Origin of the sequence: Leucobacter allii, from assembly GCF_022919155.1 — a bacterium.
GTDB classification, from domain to species: Bacteria; Actinomycetota; Actinomycetes; order Actinomycetales; family Microbacteriaceae; genus Leucobacter; species Leucobacter allii.
Genome location: NZ_CP095045.1, coordinates 1263680 through 1279796 on the forward strand (window position 1 = coordinate 1263680; position 16117 = coordinate 1279796).

Here is a 16117-nt window from a genome sequence, read left to right on the forward strand (position 1 = left end):
CGATGGCAGTCGAGGCATCGGCGGATCCCGCCCTCGCGGACCGCCTCTCCGCGGTCAGGGAGGGGATCGCCGTGGCCAGCCGAGCGGCGGGACGCGGCGAGGACGCGACGACGCTCATCGTCGTCACGAAGTTCCACCCCGCCGCGCTCGTACGCGCGCTCGCCGGGCTCGGCGTGCGCGACGTGGGGGAGAACCGGCACCAGGAGGCGCAGGCCAAGGCGGAGGAACTCGCCGGGCTCGGGCTGCGCTGGCATTTCGTCGGGCAGTTGCAGACGAAGAAGGCGCGGCAGGCGGCGCGGTACGCGGCGGCGATCCACTCGATCGACCGCGAGCGGCTCGTCGACGCTCTCGCCCTCGGACCGGAGGAAGCACCCGGTCGCGTCATCGACGCCTTCCTCCAGATCAATCTCACCGACGACCCGGGGCGCGGCGGCGTCGCCCCCGAGGGGATCGAGGCGCTCGCGGAGCGCGTCCTCCAGGCGCCGGGCCTCCGTCTGCGCGGCGTCATGGCCGTGGCGCCGCTCGAGGAACCGCCGGCCGCGGCGTTCGCGCGGCTCGCCGGATACTCGGATCGCGTGCGCGCGCTGGACCCCGCCGCCGACCGGATCTCGGCCGGCATGACCCACGACTACGCCGAGGCCATCGCCGCGGGGGCGACACACCTCCGCATCGGCAGCGCAATCACCGGGAAACGCCCGGAGCCCCGGTAGTCTCGAAGCACCGCACCGTTGGGAGAGAAGATGAGCAACCCGCTGAAGAAGACCATGGTGTTCCTGGGCCTCGCCGAGGAGGAACTCGAGGAGCAGGCCGCCCAGTCGCAGCAGGCGCAGCCGACCCAGCGCCAGAGCGCACCCGCCGCCCAGGCGAAGGCGGAGCCCGCACCGCGGCCCGCCGCCCAGCGCGCCGCGGTGACGCCGCTGCGCCGCGTCACCCCGACCAAGCCCCAGTCGGCCCCGTCCATGAACGAGATCCTCACGGTGCACCCCGGCGAGTACCGGGACGCGAAGGTCATCGCCGAGAGCTTCCGCGAGGGGATCCCCGTGATCATCAATCTCTCGCGCATGGAGGACGCCGAGGCGAAGCGCCTCATCGACTTCGCGAGCGGGCTGACGATGGGGCTCCACGGACGCATCGAGCGGGTCACGAGCAAGGTCTTCCTGCTCTCGCCCGAGCACATCGAGGTGGGCAGCGCCGAGGAGGCGCCGCAGGGCGACGGCGGTTCCTTCTTCGTCGCTCCCTCGGCGTAGGCCGTGGGGATCGTCCTCGCGATCGGGACCGTACTGCAGATCGCGCTCCGGATCTACATCTTCGTGCTCTGGGCCCGCTTCGTGCTGGACTGGATCCTGGTGCTCAACCGCCGGTTCCGTCCCCGGGGCGTGCTCGCGGTGCTCATCGAGCTCGTCTACACCCTGACGGATCCGCCGATCAAGATGTTCAGGCGCGTCCTGCCGCCCATCAGGATCGGCCAGATCTCCCTCGATCTCGGCTGGATGCTCACGCTCCTGGCCTGCTGGATCCTGCTCGCGCTCATCCCGGGATGGGCGTAGCCCGAGCGCGGACCTGCGCGAAACCGACATTATTTGCTAGCGTTGATGCAGACCACGTCAGTGGTCACGAAGCGAAAGAGACGTAACGATGGCCCTGACTCCCGAAGATGTCGTGAATCAGAAGTTCACGATCACCAAGTTCCGCGACGGCTACGATCTCGACCAGGTCGATGATTTCCTCGACACGATCGTCGAGGAGCTGCGTCTGCACGAGCAGGAGAAGGCGGAGCTGCGCGGGCAGATCGAGGAGCTCGAGGCGAAGCTCGCGGCCTGCGAAGCCGGCAAGGGCGCCGAGACCAGCACGCCCCGGGAGGATGCCGTGGCGTCCGAGCAGACCATCGTCGTCGAGGCGCCGGCACCGGCCGCCCCCGTGGCGGCCGCGCCGCCCGTGGCGGAGTCCGCGGCCGTGCCGCAGCCCGACGCGGTGAAGTCGAGCGCCATGCTGCAGCTCGCCCTCGAGCTCCACGACAAGCACGTGCACGAGGGCGAGTCCACCCGCGACGCGCTCATCAGCGAGGCCGAGGCCAAGCGCGATCAGATGATCGAGGACGCGGAGCGCACCGCGCGCCAGCTCGTCGAGGAGGCGCAGAAGCAGCGCGCCGAGGAGCTGCGCGTGCTCGGCGACGAGCGCAGCGATCTGCAGTTCAAGATCAAGGACCTGCGGCAGTTCGAGGGCGAGTACCGCTCCACGCTCCGCTCCTACATCCAGTCCCAGCTGCGCGGGCTCGACGGCTCGCCCGAGCCGGCCGGCGCGCCGGACGGCCTGCAGTAGCCGGGAGCGTGAACGAAGCTTCCGACGCGGCGGGTCATCCCGCCGCCCCCGTCTCATCGCGACGCCGAGCCGTGCCCCTGCTGCTGCTCGGCGTCGCGATCGCCGTGTTCGCGGCCGATCAGCTCGTCAAGAACTGGGTCGTCGCGACGCTCCCCGAGGGCGAATCCGTCCCGGTGCTCGGCGAGTTCCTGCAGTGGCACTTCGTGCGCAATCCGGGAGCCGCGTTCTCGTTCGCGAGCGGCGCCACCTGGATCTTCACGATCCTGGCGGCGGTCGTGGTCGTCGTGATCCTGTGGCAGATCCGGCGCCTGCGCTCCCTGCCGTGGGCCATCTTCCTGGGTCTGCTCCTCGGCGGCGTGCTCGGCAACCTCACGGACCGCCTCACGCGCGCACCCGGATTCCCGGAGGGGCACGTGATCGACTTCATCCTCACCCCGTGGATGTGGCTCGGCTTCCCCCCGGCGATCTACAACATCGCCGACATGGGCATCGTCGTCGGCATGGCGCTGTTCATCGTCATCACGCTGCTCGGCCTGCCCATCGACGGATCGCCCCGGCAGCGTCGGCGCGCGGAGGCGCCCGAGGCGAGCGAGGAGCCGGGCGATGGAGCACCGTAGCCTCCCCGTCCCCGACGGACTCGCGGGCGAGCGCGTCGATGCGGCGCTCGCCAAGCTCCTCGGCTTCTCGCGCAGCTTCGCCGCGGAACTCGCGCAGGGGGGCGGCGTCGCCGTCGACGGACGCGTGCTCGGCAAGTCCGATCGTCTCCCCGCGGGCGGCTGGCTCGAGGTCTCCTGGGAGGAGAAGCGCGGTCCCGAGATCGTGCCGATCGATCTCCCCGAGCTCGGGATCGTCCACGAGGACGACGACCTCGTCGTCGTGGACAAGCCGGCCGGGGTCGCGGCCCACCCCTCGCTCGGCTGGGAGGGGCCGACGGTGCTCGGCGCCCTCGCGGGCGCGGGGTTCCGGATCGCGACCTCCGGGCCGGCCGAGCGCCAGGGCGTCGTTCACCGACTCGACGCTGGCACGAGCGGGCTCATGGTCGTCGCCAAGAGCGAGCGGGCGTACCGCGAGCTCAAGCGGGCGTTCAAGGAGCGGGAGGTCGACAAGATCTACCACGCCGTGGTCCAGGGGCACCCCGACCCCTTCTCCGGGACGATCGAGGGGCCGATCGGGCGCCATCCCGGGCACGAGTGGCGCTTCGCCGTCACCCGCGACGGCAAGCCCTCCGTGACGCACTACGAGACCCTCGAGGCCTTCCCCTACGCCACCCTGCTCGAGATCCGGCTGGAGACGGGGCGCACCCATCAGATCCGCGTCCACATGTCCGCGCAGCGGCATCCCTGCGTGGGCGACGGCATGTACGGCGCGGATCCGACGCTGTCCGAGCGTCTGGGGCTCCAGCGCCAGTGGCTGCACGCGAAGCGCCTCGGATTCCGCCACCCGGGCAACGGCGAGCCGGTCGCCTTCGAGAGCGGGTATCCGGCCGATCTGCAGCACGCACTCGACGTCCTCGACGCGGGCTGATCGCGGGCGCGGCCGGCCCGGCGGGACGACGGCGGCGCACGAGGATCGAGTATCGTTGAACCGTCGTCCGCTTCGGCGGCTCGGGGCCGGTCCCCGTGCGAAGCGGCAGCCGAGGAGGAGAACGCCCGATGACCGCTGGATTCGACCCGAGCGCCGTCGGCCGCGCGGGGGACCAGTCGGCCGATTCCGCCGAGTTGTTCGCGGCGGAGCTGCGCGCGCTCCGGATGTCGGTGGGCGATCCGACGCTCGCCGCGCTGAGCGCGAGCACCGGCGTCTCGAAGAGCGTCATCTCCGAGGCGTTCTCCGGGAGACGGCTGCCGACCGAGCGCACCGTGGTGAAGCTCGTCGAGGCGCTCGGCGGAGACCGCGAGGCCTGGGTCGCACGGCGCCACTCGCTCGACCCCCGGAGCGCGGCCGCGGCCGCGGCCGACCCCGAGGTCTCCGTCGCGAAGGCGCCGAGGCGGCTCTCGATCGCGCAGACGCTCGTCATCGCCGTGGGCGCCGCCGTGGTCTCCGCGGCCCTCACGAGCACGATCTGGCTCGCGCAGATCGGCGGGATGGAGGAGCGCGCCGGAGGCGGACGCTCCGCGGTGCTCGACGCGGCGGACGGCGTCGATCCGCGTCGGACCGTCTGCACCGATGACGCGGAGATCCTCGCGAGCGAACTGCGCGCCGACGACGAGGTGCAGGTGCAGATCTTGTATTCCCCCTCCTGCATGTCGGCGTGGGGGCGGGTGACGCGCTACGACGGCAAGAGCGCGGGCAACTCGCTCTCCTTCAAGCTCTACCCGGCCGCCGACCTCGAGAGCGCACGCGCGCAGGAGCAGACCGCCTACGATGTGCAGTCCGTCTCCACCGCGATGATCGCCGAGGTGGACGCCGACGCCAACCTCTGCGGCATCGCGAGGTTCACGGTCGACCGGGAAGCGGTCGAACTCGCCCCGCCGATCTGCCTGTAACGCGCCGAGCGATGCCCGTCATCCCGGGCGTCGCCGGCGACGCAGGCGTTCGGACTTTCCGTTCGGGTCCGGAAACGGCCAGAACGCGCCGCCGGGCTGCTTGACTGCAGGCAGAGGCGGGGGACGTCACCGTAGCATCCGTTCGCTTCCGTACCCATTCCCATACCTCGAAGGGGCGAGACCATGGCGAACGCGATCGCGGAGCGTCCAACGGCGCTGAAACTCACGGCATCGAAGACCACGCGCGGCGACTGGATCCTCCGATCGATGTGCCAGCAGTGGCACACGGTCTTCAAGCGCATGGCCCGTCCCGAAGCGGCGTACGACTGCCCGTACTGCGGCGCCGACGTGCGCTGACCCCGCCGGGAGGTCGGGACCGGGCGTCGGGATCCCCGGCGCGCCGTCGTATGCACGAACGCGCATACGACTCGGGCGGTCGGCGCGCGCCGACGCGGAGCCGTGAGCGGTACCCTGGAAGTCCTCGGCGAAAGGGGTTCCATCGGTGTCCGACACAGACGGCTTCGTCCACCTGCACGTCCACAGCGAGTATTCGATGCTCGACGGCGCAGCGCGCGTCGGTCAGCTCATGGACGCGGTCGAATCGCACGGCATGCCCGCCATCGCGGTCACGGACCACGGTAACGTCTTCGGCGCCTACGACTTCTGGCGCCAGGCCAAGGACCACGGGCTGAACCCGATCATCGGCATCGAGGCCTATCTCACTCCGGGCACCCATCGCTCGGATCGCACCCGGGTGCGCTGGGGCGACGGCGCGGGCGACGACGTCTCGGGCGCCGGCGCCTACACGCACATGACGATGCTCTCGGAGACGACCGAGGGCATGCACAACCTCTTCCGGCTGTCGAGCTACTCGTCGATGGAGGGCTACTACTTCAAGCCCCGCATGGACCGCGAACTGCTCCAGACCTACGGCAAGGGGCTCATCACCACGACGGGATGCCCATCGGGCGAGATCCAGACGCGCCTGCGCCTCGGCCAGTACGACGAGGCGATCGCCGCGGCGGCCGAGTTCCAGGACATCTTCGGCAGGGAGAACTTCTTCTGCGAGCTCATGGATCACGGCCTCGAGATCGAGCGCCGCGTGCAGTCCGATCTGCTGAAGATCGCGAAGGATCTGTCGATCCCGCTCGTCGCCACGAACGACCTGCACTACGTCCACGAGGCCGACGCTGAGGCGCACTCCGCGCTGCTGTGCGTGCAGTCGGGCTCGCGACTGGACGATCCGAACCGGTTCCAGTTCAACGGCTCGGGCTACTACCTCAAGAGCCCGGCCGAGATGCGGCACCTCTTCCGCGACTTCCCGGAGGCGTGCGACAACACCCTGCTCATCGCGGAGCGGTGCAACGTCGAGTTCAACCCCTCGGCGAACTACATGCCGCGCTTCCCCGTCCCCGAGGGGAGAGCGAGGCGAGCTGGTTCGTGAAGGAGGTGGAGCAGGGGCTGCACTACCGCTACCCGAACGGGATCCCCGACGAGGTGCGCAAGCAGGCGGAGTACGAGATCGGCGTCATCACGCAGATGGGCTTCCCCGGCTACTTCCTCGTCGTCGCGGACTTCATCAACTGGTCGAAGGACAACGGCATCCGCGTCGGGCCGGGGCGCGGTTCGGGCGCGGGCTCGATGGTCGCCTACGCCATGCGCATCACCGACCTGGACCCGCTGCAGCACGGCCTCATCTTCGAGCGCTTCCTGAACCCCGATCGCGTCTCGATGCCGGACTTCGACGTCGACTTCGACGATCGCCGTCGCGGCGAGGTCATCAAGTACGTCACGGAGAAGTACGGCGACGAGCGGGTCGCCCAGATCGTCACCTACGGCACCATCAAGTCGAAGCAGGCGCTGAAGGACTCCTCGCGCGTGCTCGGCTTCCCCTTCGGAATGGGGGAGAAGCTCACGAAGGCGATGCCGCCCGCGGTGATGGCGAAGGACATCCCGCTGTCCGGGATCACCGATCCCGAGCACGCGCGGTACAAGGAGGCCGCCGAGTTCCGCGCCGTGCTCCAGGAGGATCCCGATGCGAAGACCGTCTACGAGACGGCGCTGGGGCTCGAGGGGCTGAAGCGGCAGTGGGGCGTGCACGCGGCCGGCGTGATCATGTCGAGCGATCCGCTCATCGACATCATCCCGCTGCAGAAGCGCGAGCAGGACGGCCAGATCGTCACGCAGTTCGACTACCCGACCTGCGAGGGGCTCGGCCTCATCAAGATGGACTTCCTGGGGCTGCGCAACCTCACGATCATCTCCGACGCGCTCGAGAACATCCGCCTGAACCGCGGCGAGGAGCTGGACCTCGAACGGCTCGAGCTCGACGACGCCGCCTCGTACGAACTCCTCGCGCGCGGCGACACGCTCGGCGTCTTCCAGCTCGACGGCGGGCCCATGCGCGGCCTCCTCCGGCTCATGAAGCCGGACAACTTCGAGGACATCTCGGCCGTCCTCGCGCTCTACCGGCCCGGGCCCATGGGGGCGGACTCGCACACCAACTACGCGCTGCGCAAGAACGGGCTGCAGGAGATCACGCCGATCCACCCCGAGCTCGCGGAACCGCTGAAGGACATCCTCGACACCACATTCGGCCTCATCATCTACCAGGAGCAGGTGATGTCGATCGCCCAGCGGGTCGCGGGCTTCTCGCTCGGCCAGGCGGACATCCTGCGGCGCGCGATGGGCAAGAAGAAGAAGTCGGAGCTCGACAAGCAGTACGCGGGCTTCTCGGGCGGCATGAAGGAGCGCGGGTTCTCCGAGGCCGCGGTCAAGGCGCTCTGGGACATCCTGCTGCCCTTCTCCGACTACGCGTTCAACAAGGCGCACTCCGCCGCCTACGGCGTCGTCAGCTACTGGACCGCCTATCTCAAGGCGCACTATCCGGCCGAGTACATGGCGGCGCTGCTCACGAGCGTGGGCGACTCGAAGGACAAGCTCGCGCTGTACCTCAACGAGTGCCGGCACATGGGCATCAAGGTGCTGCCGCCCGCGGTGAACGAGTCGTTCGCGAACTTCTCCGCCGTCGGCGACGACATTCGCTTCGGCCTCGGCGCGATCCGCAACGTGGGCACCAACGTCGTCGAGGCGATCCGCGAATCGCGCGAGTCGAAGGGGAGCTTCGAGAGCTTCCACGATTTCCTGAAGAAGGTGCCGCTCGTGGCCCTCAACAAGCGCACCGTCGAATCGCTCATCAAGGCCGGGGCGTTCGACGGCCTCGGCGGCACGCGCCGCGCGCTCGTCGAGATCCACGAGCCGTCGATCGAGAGCGCGGTCAAGGAGAAGCGGGACGCCGAGAACGGCAACGTCGGCTTCGATTTCGACAGCCTGTTCGCCGAGGCGGCCGAGGCCTCGGGCGAGCCCGGCGACGCCGTGTCGCAGGTGCCTGACCGTCCCGAGTGGACGAAGAAGGACAAGCTCTCCTTCGAGCGGGAGATGCTCGGCCTCTACGTGTCCGACCACCCGCTGCGCGGACTCGACGCCGCGCTCGCGAAGGAGGCCAGCACGACGGTGGAGCAGGCGACCCACCCCGACCAGAGCTCGGTCATGGACGGCGAGATCGTGACCATCGCGGGGCTGCTGACGAGCGTGCAGCACCGCACCGCGAAGTCCGGCAATCTCTACGGAATGGTGACGATCGAGGACTTCACGGGTGAGATCCAGGCGCTCTTCATGGGGAAGTCCTACCAGGAGTTCGGCTCGCTGCTGCAGCCCGACTCCATCGTCGCGCTGCGCGGCAAGCTCAACGCGAGGGACGACGGCATGTCCATGCACGCCTACGGCGTGAAGCCGATCGACGCGGCGGTGCAGGAGGACGCCTCGACCCTCATGCTCACGCTCTCGGACAGCCGGGCGACCGAGCCGCTCATGCAGGACCTCAGGGACATGCTCGGGCGGCACCGCGGGGAGAGCGAGGTGCGCATCAATCTGCTGACGGCCACGAGCGTGCGGGTCTTCGAGCTGCCCCAGCAGGTGCGGATCTCCGCGGACCTCTTCGGGGAGCTGAAGGGCCTGCTCGGGCCGCGCTGCCTCGTGCCGTTGGAGGAGCTCGTCGGGGCGCCGATTCCGTAACGGCCAGGCAATCACGGCGGAGTAGGGTGGGGCATGAGCGAGTTCCAGCAGCAGATCGTCCGTGCGCTCGGCTCCCGGCCGGCCGTCTCCGCCCCCGAGGAGGTCGAGCGGCGGGTGTCGTTCCTCGCGGAGTACGCGCGCTCGGTCCCCGGGGCCCGCGGCTTCGTGCTCGGGATCTCCGGTGGACAGGACTCCTCCCTCGCCGGACGGCTCGCGCAGCTCGCGGTCGAGCGGTTGCGCGCCGAGGGGCGCGAAGCGGAGTTCATCGCGGTGCGGCTCCCGTACGCGGTGCAGCGCGACGAGGACGACGCGCAGCTCGCGCTCTCCTTCGTCCGCCCCGACCGCTCGGTGGCGGTCGACATCGCTCCGGGGACCGATGCGATCTCGGCCTCGGTCGCCGAGGCGCTCGGCGAGCCGGTGAGCGACTTCAACCGCGGCAACGTGAAAGCGCGCATGCGCATGATCGCGCAGTACGCGATCGCCGGCGACCGGGGTCTGCTCGTCATCGGCACGGACCATGCCGCCGAGGCGATCACGGGATTCTTCACCAAGTTCGGCGACGGGGCGGCGGACGTGCTGCCGCTCTCCGGGCTCACGAAGGGCCAGGGTGCGGAGCTGCTCAGGGCCCTCGATGCGCCGGCGCGGCTGTGGGAGAAGACCCCGACGGCGGATCTGCTCGACGAGCAGCCCGGCCAGTCGGACGAGTCGAGCCTCGGCGTCAGCTACGGGGAGATCGACGCGTATCTCCGCGGTGAGGAGGTGCCGGCCGAGGCCGCTGCGAACCTGGAGCGCCGCTACCGCGCGACGGCGCACAAGCGCCACCTGCCCGTGGGGCCGGACGACGACTGGTGGCGCTCCGGGCCGGGGGCCGCGGGATCGGCCCGGGAAGCCCGGGCCTCCGCCTCCTCGGGCCCGTCGGACGCGCCCGCACCGGCCGGCGTATCCGCCGCACCGTCACCCGCCGCCGAGCTTCCCCGTGAGCAGGGGCCCACGAGCTACGTGCTCGCGGGCGGCTGCTTCTGGTGCCTCGACGCGGCATACCGCCAGCTGCGCGGGGTGACCGAGGTGGTCTCCTGCTACACGGGGGGCGGTGCGCCGAACCCGAGCTACGAGCAGGTGTGCACCGGGACGACCGGTCATGCCGAGGCGGTCGCGGTGACCTTCGATCCCGAGGTGATCCCCGAGGAGGTCATCCTCGACGCGTTCTTCACCATGCACGATCCGACGCAGCTCAACCGGCAGGGCAACGACGTCGGCACCCAGTACCGCTCGGCGATGTTCCCGGCCGATCCCGCGCAGCTCGCGCGCTTCGAGGCCGCGAGGGATCGCGCCTCCGAGTGGTGGCCGGGGGAGATCGTGACGACCCTCGAGCCGCTCGGCCCGGTCTACCGGGCCGAGGAGTACCACCAGGACTTCTTCGCGAAGAACCCGACGCAGGGGTACTGCCTGGCGGTCGCCGTGCCGAAGGTGAACAAGGTGCGCGCCGCCTTCGCGGAGTACCTGCGCTGATCCCGCGGCGCGGCGATCTGCCCGGGCGACGCGGCGATCCGCGCGTGGTGCCCGGGCCCCGACCGCGGCGGTCGATGCTCACGCCGCGACCGGGACGAAGCCGTCGCCCGCGGCGGCATCCTCCGGGGACGCGGGCGGCTCCTCGCCCGGCGCCGAGCGCGCATCCGCACCCGGCACCGGGCTCTCCGAACTCCCCGAACCCTCGGGGTTCCCCGAGCGCGCGGCGCGGCCGTCCCGCGTGAACACGGAGGTGCCCCAGCGCAGATCGTGGCCGATGCCGTCGGCCTCGACCTCGGCGGTCGTGCCGGAGCGCTCGTCGGTCTCCCAGCTGCGGATGCGCAGCCGGCCGGAGACCACGACGCGGTCTCCGATCTGCACCGACTTGAGCGTGTGCTCGGCGAGAGTGCGGAAGGCGTTGACCGTGAACCAGTTCGTGGCACCGTCGACCCACTCGGCCTTCTCCCGGTCGTACCAGCGGTCGTTGCTGGCGACGCGGAAGGAGCAGAAGACGGTGCGGGTCGAGGTCGTGATGAGCCGGGGCTCCGTCGCGACGGTGCCGATGATGCTAAGCGCGGTGGACATGGGATCTCCTTCGATGCCTGCCGGGCCGGTGCCCGGGCGGTGACGATGCCGAGCGGGCGGCCCGGGCCGTGCGTGTCGCCGGACCGCCCGCTCCCCTCCACTCTGCGCCCGGCTCCCGCCGAGCGGGGCGCGCCGGAGGGATCTGTGGATGGATCGAGGCGGGCGGCCGTCGTCCGGGGGCTGTGCACGGAGTTCGGACGCGGAGCGCGGGCGCGGCGTCGACCCGCCGCGCCGCCGCACAGTCGCCTGCGCGGCGCAGTCGCCGCGCAGTCGCCTGCGCGCCGACAGCGGCCGCGCAGCCCGACTGCGTACACTGATCGGGTGCGCTCTCAGATCACCCCGAAGCCCGGCCGCCTCGCGCTCAGCGCCCTCGTGCTCGGACTCGCGTCGACCACGCTGACCGGCTGCTTCCTGCTCGAGGGGCCGACGCCCGAGACCCCGACCCGCGAGGCGCCCGCCGCACCGGAGGTCGCCCCCGAGTTCGTGCCCGGTGGCACCGCCGAGGAGAACCTGCCGTACTTCACGGAGGTGCTGCGCGACTACGCCGCGGGGGACGGTGCCGTGCAGGGGCAGCCGATCGTCGACGCGGTCGCCGGTGCCGGCTTCGACCGCGCCGCGATGCAGGTGAGCTTCGACGAATCGAAGACCGGCCTGCCCGCGGACAACATCTTCGTCTCGGTGCGGATCGGCGCCGACTGCCTCGTCGGCCAGATCGTCGCCGCCGACCGCAGCTTCGCGGCCGAGAACGAGCCGGCGCTCGGCCCGAACGGCGACATCTGCCTGATCGGCAGCACCCGCGCCATCGACTGGTGAACGCTAGAGTAGTGGCGATCCGAAACATCCGTCCGACGCAGGGAGTCCTGGGCGCCGACGCGCCCGAGAGAGCATATGGCTGAGTACATTTACCAGATGGTCCGCGCGCGCAAGGCGCACGGCGACAAGGTGATCCTCGACGACGTGACCATGGCGTTCCTGCCTGGCGCGAAGATCGGCGTGGTGGGCCCGAACGGCGCGGGCAAGTCGACGATCCTGAAGATCATGGCGGGCCTCGACACGCCCTCGAACGGCGAGGCGATCCTCACCCCGGGCTACTCCGTCGGCATCCTCATGCAGGAGCCGGAGCTCGACGAGGAGCAGACCGTCCTCGAGAACGTGCAGCAGGGCGTCGCCGAGATCAAGGGCAAGCTCGACCGCTTCAACGAGATCTCCGCGGAGATGGCGAACCCCGACGCGGACTACGACACCCTGCTGCCGGAGATGGGCGAACTGCAGGAGGCGATCGACGCGGTCGACGGCTGGGACCTCGACAACCAGCTCGAGCAGGCGATGGACGCGTTGCGCTGCCCGCCCTCCGACGCCGTCGTGAAGCATCTCTCCGGCGGCGAGAAGCGCCGCGTCGCGCTCTGCAAGCTCCTCCTCGAGAAGCCCGATCTGCTTCTCCTCGACGAGCCCACCAACCACCTCGACGCCGAGAGCGTGCTCTGGCTCGAGCAGCACCTCGCGAAGTACCCCGGCGCCGTCATGGCCGTCACGCACGACCGCTACTTCCTCGACCACGTCGCCACCTGGATCTGCGAGGTCGACCGCGGCAGGCTCTACCCCTACGAGGGCAACTACTCCACCTACCTCGAGCAGAAGGCCGCGCGCCTCGAGGTGCAGGGGAAGAAGGACCAGAAGCTCCAGAAGCGCCTCAAGGAGGAGCTCGAGTGGGTGCGCTCGAACACGAAGGGCCGCCAGGCCAAGTCGAAGGCGCGCCTCGCCCGGTACGAGGAGATGGCCGCGGAGGCCGAGCGCACGCGGAAGCTGGACTTCGAGGAGATTCAGATCCCCGCAGGACCGCGCCTCGGCAACCTCGTGCTCGAGGCGAAGGGGCTGCAGAAGGGCTTCGACGGGCGCACGCTCATCGACGGGCTCTCCTTCTCGCTGCCCCGCAACGGGATCGTGGGCATCATCGGCCCGAACGGCGTCGGCAAGACGACGCTGTTCAAGACGATCGTCGGCATCGAGCCGCTCGACGGCGGCGAGCTGAAGATCGGCGAGACGGTTCAGCTGAGCTACGTCGATCAGACCCGCGGCGGCATCGATCCGAAGAAGACGGTCTGGGAGGTGGTCTCAGACGGGCTTGACTACATCCAGGTCGGCAAGACCGAGATCCCCTCGCGCGCCTACGTGTCGACCTTCGGCTTCAAGGGCCCGGACCAGCAGAAGCCCGCCGGCGTGCTCTCGGGCGGCGAGCGCAACCGCCTGAACCTCGCCCTGACGCTCAAGCAGGGCGGCAATCTGCTGCTGCTCGACGAGCCGACGAACGACCTCGACGTGGAGACGCTGACGAGCCTCGAGAACGCCCTGCTCGAGTTCCCCGGCTGCGCCGTCGTCATCACCCACGACCGGTGGTTCCTCGATCGCATCGCGACGCACATCCTCGCCTACGAGGGGACCGAGGAGCACCCCGCGAGCTGGTACTGGTTCGAGGGCAACTTCGAGGCCTACGAGGCGAACAAGATCGAGCGGCTCGGGGCCGACGCGGCGAAGCCGTCGCGCGTCACGTACCGCAAGCTCACCCGCGACTGAACGGCCGCGCATGGCACGCGTGCACGTCGACATCGAGCTCCGCTGGGGCGATCAGGACGCCTACGGCCACGTCAACAACGTGGCTTTCGCGCGCCTCCTCGAGGAGGCGCGCGTGCGCACCTTCTGGACGGGGGCGACCCGCGAAGAGGCCGGCATGGAACGGTACTTCCGCGGCGACGCGCCCGAGGACCCGAAGATGCTCGTGGCGAGTCAGCGGATCGAGTTCGTCGGCGTGCTCGAGTACGGCGACCGCCCCGTGACGGTCGAGCTCTGGATCGGGAGGCTCGGCGGCTCGAGCCTCGAGGTGCATTACGAGATCGTCGACGGGGCCGCGCCGGAGCGGCGCGTGGTGGCTCGGGCGGTCACGCACGTGGTCGTCGTCGACGGCCGTTCGCTGCGCCCGATCCGGCTCTCGAGCGAGGGTCGGGCGGCCGTCGAGCCGTGGCGCGACGCGCCGGTCCCGATGCGGCACGGCTGACGCCGGCGCCTGCGGGCGCCGCGCCGGCGCCTGCGGCGTCTCGCCCCGGGTTACTGGGGGAGCCGGAGCATGCTCTCCTGGGCGACGCTCGCCACGAGCGCTCCGTCGCGATCGTAGAAGCGGCCGTGGGCGAGTCCGCGCCCGCCCTGCGCCGTGGGCGAGTCGAGCTCGTAGAGCAGCCACTCGTCCACGCGGAAGGGGCGGTGGAACCACATCGCGTGGTCGAGGCTCGCCCCGCGCATCCCCGGCGTGGCCCAGGGGATCCCGTGCCGCCGCGCCACCGGCTCGAGGAGCAGGTAGTCGCTGCCGAAGGCGAGCGCCGCGGCGTGCAGCATCGCGTCGCCCCGGAGCGGGTCGCGGCTGCGCATCCACACGCGCTGCCGGTTCGTGCGTTCCGGCACCTCGAGGATGATGTCCGACTCGAGGTAGCGGAAGTCGAATGGCCGGTTGAGCACCCAGGAGGCTCCGCCGTCGCCCGCGAGGTGCCCGTAGCGCTGCCAGACGGACGGCAGCGATTCGGGGTCGGGCAGGTCCGCGACCTCGATGCGCTCCTGATGCTCGAGCCCCGCAGCGTCCTCCTGGAAGGAGGCGATGAGCGACATCAGCACGCTGCCCTCCTGGTAGGCCTGCACGCGCCGCGTGGAGAAGGAACGGCCGTCGTGCAGCCGGTCCACCTCGAAGGTCATGCCCAGGTCGCTCGCGCCCGGGCGGATGAAGTACCCGTGCATCGAGTGGATGGGGCGATCGGCCGGCACGGTCGTGCCGGCCGCGGCGAGCGCCTGTCCGAGCACCTGGCCGCCGAAGGAGCGGCCGTGCGGGGTGGGCATCGGCGGCCCCGTGAGGATGTCCTCGCGGGTGCGCGCGCCGGAATCGAGCACGGTGAGCATATCGAGGAGCGACGGGGCATCGGTCATGGAAGGGTCTCCTGCTCGGCGTCGGTGCCGCACCCGGGACGCGGTGCGGACGGGTACCGCCAGTCTAGGGCCGTCGCTGGCGCTAGGCTGGGCGCGATGGCTGACACCGTGCTGCTCGAGGACCACGCGACCCGCGACGACCTCAGGATCTTCCTCGAACGACTCGGCCGGGCCGGGCAGCCCGAGGTGCGCGTGACATCGCGCGGCCGGGCGCTCGCCGTGTACGGCTGCACGCAGGCGCCGCGCGGGCTCACGGACCCCGTGCCCGTCGTGCTCGTGATGCGCGCCTTCGCGCTCGCCGAGGCCCCCGTGCCGATCGACTCGACGGTCGCGGTGCGCGCGCTGCTCGATCGCATCGCCCGTCTCGGGATCGTCGGACTCGCGCTCGAGCTCCCCGAGGTGACCGCGATGGCCGCGTGGTCGGGCGTGCTGCCCCCCGTCTCCGGCTGGGACGCGGCCGGCGCCCTCGACGCGCCCTCCCTGCGGAGGGTCGCGGACGAGGGCATCGGGCGCGTCGCGGCCCTGCTGCCCGAGGAGCCGGGAGAGGCGGTCGTGCAGCGGGTGCGCGCCTCGGTCTGGGGCGCGCAGATCGCGCCGGGCGTCCCGGCGGCGGCGGCCTTCGCCGCGGAGGTCATGGGCTTCCTCCGCGACGAGGAGCGCGTCGCGCTGTCGCGCTCGGTGACGTGGACGCGGCTCTCGGCGCGTCGCGGCCACGTGCTCGTGCGCTCGCTGCTCGGGTGAGCGGTGCGCGGGATCGCCGCACCTCCGGTAGAATGGTGAGGTCTACAAGAGGAGTGTGTACATGGCCAACCCCAACGGCATCATCGATCCGCCCATCGACGACCTGCTCGAGAAGGTGGATTCGAAGTACGCTCTGGTGGTTTTCGCGTCGCAGCGCGCCCGCCAGATCAACGATTACTACACGGATCTGCACGACGGGAACCTGTTCGACAACGTGGGACCGCTCGTCGACTCGTCGGTGGACGACAAGCCGCTGTCGATCGCGCTGCACGAGATCGTCGAGGGCAAGCTCACGATGACCCCGCGGGCCGAGGCCGCCGCGGAGGAGGTCCCCGCCACGGAGGCCGCGTAATCTTCCGCTGCGCGCGCGGCGACGACGGTGGCGTCGGATACCCTGAATGGGGATCCGGCGCCACCGCCCGTTTCCGGCCGCGCCCGATCCCGCG

16 protein-coding genes and 2 pseudogenes are annotated in these 16117 nt (G+C 70.6%); 16 read left to right on the forward strand and 2 right to left on the reverse strand.

Annotation, left to right across the window (positions count from 1 at the left end):
- Positions 1-2 precede the first annotated feature (2 nt).
- From MUN78_RS05845 to msrA, 11 genes and pseudogenes are all read left to right on the forward strand, one after another.
- On the forward strand, positions 3-710 hold the full coding sequence (locus tag MUN78_RS05845; RefSeq protein WP_244729421.1) for a YggS family pyridoxal phosphate-dependent enzyme: 708 nt from the start codon (positions 3-5) through the stop codon (positions 708-710).
- A gap of 30 nt (positions 711-740) precedes the next feature.
- Positions 741-1247: a cell division protein SepF gene (locus MUN78_RS05850; RefSeq protein WP_244729423.1), complete on the forward strand. Its 507-nt coding sequence runs from the start codon at positions 741-743 to the stop codon at positions 1245-1247.
- 3 nt (positions 1248-1250) lie between these two features.
- Positions 1251-1547 carry a YggT family protein gene (locus MUN78_RS05855; protein WP_244693587.1) on the forward strand — a complete coding sequence of 99 codons (297 nt, stop codon included), beginning with the start codon at positions 1251-1253 and terminating at the stop codon, positions 1545-1547.
- 88 nt (positions 1548-1635) lie between these two features.
- Positions 1636-2319 carry a DivIVA domain-containing protein gene (locus MUN78_RS05860; protein ID WP_244729425.1) on the forward strand — a complete coding sequence of 228 codons (684 nt, stop codon included), beginning with the start codon at positions 1636-1638 and terminating at the stop codon, positions 2317-2319.
- Positions 2320-2327: 8 nt separating this feature from the next.
- Positions 2328-2936 (forward strand): signal peptidase II, encoded by a 609-nt coding sequence (gene lspA, locus MUN78_RS05865; protein WP_244729427.1) that lies wholly within the window; start codon positions 2328-2330, stop codon positions 2934-2936.
- Complete coding sequence (locus tag MUN78_RS05870) at positions 2923-3843, forward strand: RluA family pseudouridine synthase (protein WP_244729429.1); 921 nt, start codon at positions 2923-2925, stop codon at positions 3841-3843. Before lspA ends, MUN78_RS05870 begins: the two co-directional genes overlap by 14 nt.
- A 128-nt stretch (positions 3844-3971) precedes the next feature.
- Positions 3972-4802: a DUF2690 domain-containing protein gene (locus MUN78_RS05875; RefSeq protein WP_244693591.1), complete on the forward strand. Its 831-nt coding sequence runs from the start codon at positions 3972-3974 to the stop codon at positions 4800-4802.
- Positions 4803-4985: 183 nt separating this feature from the next.
- Positions 4986-5159, forward strand: coding sequence for a hypothetical protein (locus tag MUN78_RS05880; protein WP_244693592.1), 174 nt, complete (start codon positions 4986-4988; stop codon positions 5157-5159).
- Between the two features lie 196 nt (positions 5160-5355).
- A pseudogene (gene dnaE / locus MUN78_RS05885) lies at positions 5356-8876 on the forward strand (DNA polymerase III subunit alpha).
- 33 nt (positions 8877-8909) lie between these two features.
- Positions 8910-9731, forward strand: a pseudogene (nadE, locus tag MUN78_RS05890) (NAD(+) synthase); the annotation flags it as partial.
- 144 nt (positions 9732-9875) lie between these two features.
- The gene (gene msrA / locus MUN78_RS05895; protein ID WP_255821015.1) at positions 9876-10385 is read left to right on the forward strand and encodes a peptide-methionine (S)-S-oxide reductase MsrA; all 510 of its coding nucleotides are present in this window, start codon (positions 9876-9878) and stop codon (positions 10383-10385) included.
- 78 nt (positions 10386-10463) lie between these two features.
- Here msrA and ssb read toward each other — a convergent pair whose 3' ends face one another.
- Complete coding sequence (ssb, locus tag MUN78_RS05900; RefSeq protein ID WP_244729431.1) at positions 10464-10967, reverse strand: single-stranded DNA-binding protein; 504 nt, start codon at positions 10965-10967, stop codon at positions 10464-10466.
- Positions 10968-11288: 321 nt separating this feature from the next.
- On the opposite strand from ssb, the gene MUN78_RS05905 reads away from it, so the two are divergent.
- The 3 genes from MUN78_RS05905 (at position 11289) to MUN78_RS05915 (ending at position 14016) form a co-directional block, all read left to right on the forward strand.
- Positions 11289-11780, forward strand: a complete 492-nt coding sequence (locus MUN78_RS05905) for a DUF6993 domain-containing protein (protein WP_244729433.1) — start codon at positions 11289-11291, stop codon at positions 11778-11780.
- A gap of 75 nt (positions 11781-11855) precedes the next feature.
- Positions 11856-13538: an energy-dependent translational throttle protein EttA gene (gene ettA / locus MUN78_RS05910; RefSeq protein ID WP_244693595.1), complete on the forward strand. Its 1683-nt coding sequence runs from the start codon at positions 11856-11858 to the stop codon at positions 13536-13538.
- Positions 13539-13548: 10 nt separating this feature from the next.
- A complete protein-coding gene (locus MUN78_RS05915; RefSeq protein WP_244693596.1) occupies positions 13549-14016 on the forward strand; it encodes an acyl-CoA thioesterase in 468 nt (155 codons plus the stop codon).
- A gap of 50 nt (positions 14017-14066) precedes the next feature.
- On the opposite strand, the gene MUN78_RS05920 is transcribed toward MUN78_RS05915, so the two are convergent.
- Positions 14067-14930, reverse strand: a complete 864-nt coding sequence (locus MUN78_RS05920; protein ID WP_244693597.1) for an acyl-CoA thioesterase — start codon at positions 14928-14930, stop codon at positions 14067-14069.
- 96 nt (positions 14931-15026) lie between these two features.
- Between MUN78_RS05920 and MUN78_RS05925 the strand changes: the two genes are divergently transcribed.
- Both MUN78_RS05925 and rpoZ read left to right on the forward strand, forming a co-directional pair.
- Positions 15027-15671, forward strand: coding sequence for a DUF8185 domain-containing protein (locus tag MUN78_RS05925; protein ID WP_244693598.1), 645 nt, complete (start codon positions 15027-15029; stop codon positions 15669-15671).
- Positions 15672-15732: 61 nt separating this feature from the next.
- Positions 15733-16023 carry a DNA-directed RNA polymerase subunit omega gene (rpoZ, locus tag MUN78_RS05930; protein WP_244729435.1) on the forward strand — a complete coding sequence of 97 codons (291 nt, stop codon included), beginning with the start codon at positions 15733-15735 and terminating at the stop codon, positions 16021-16023.
- Positions 16024-16117 lie beyond the last annotated feature (94 nt).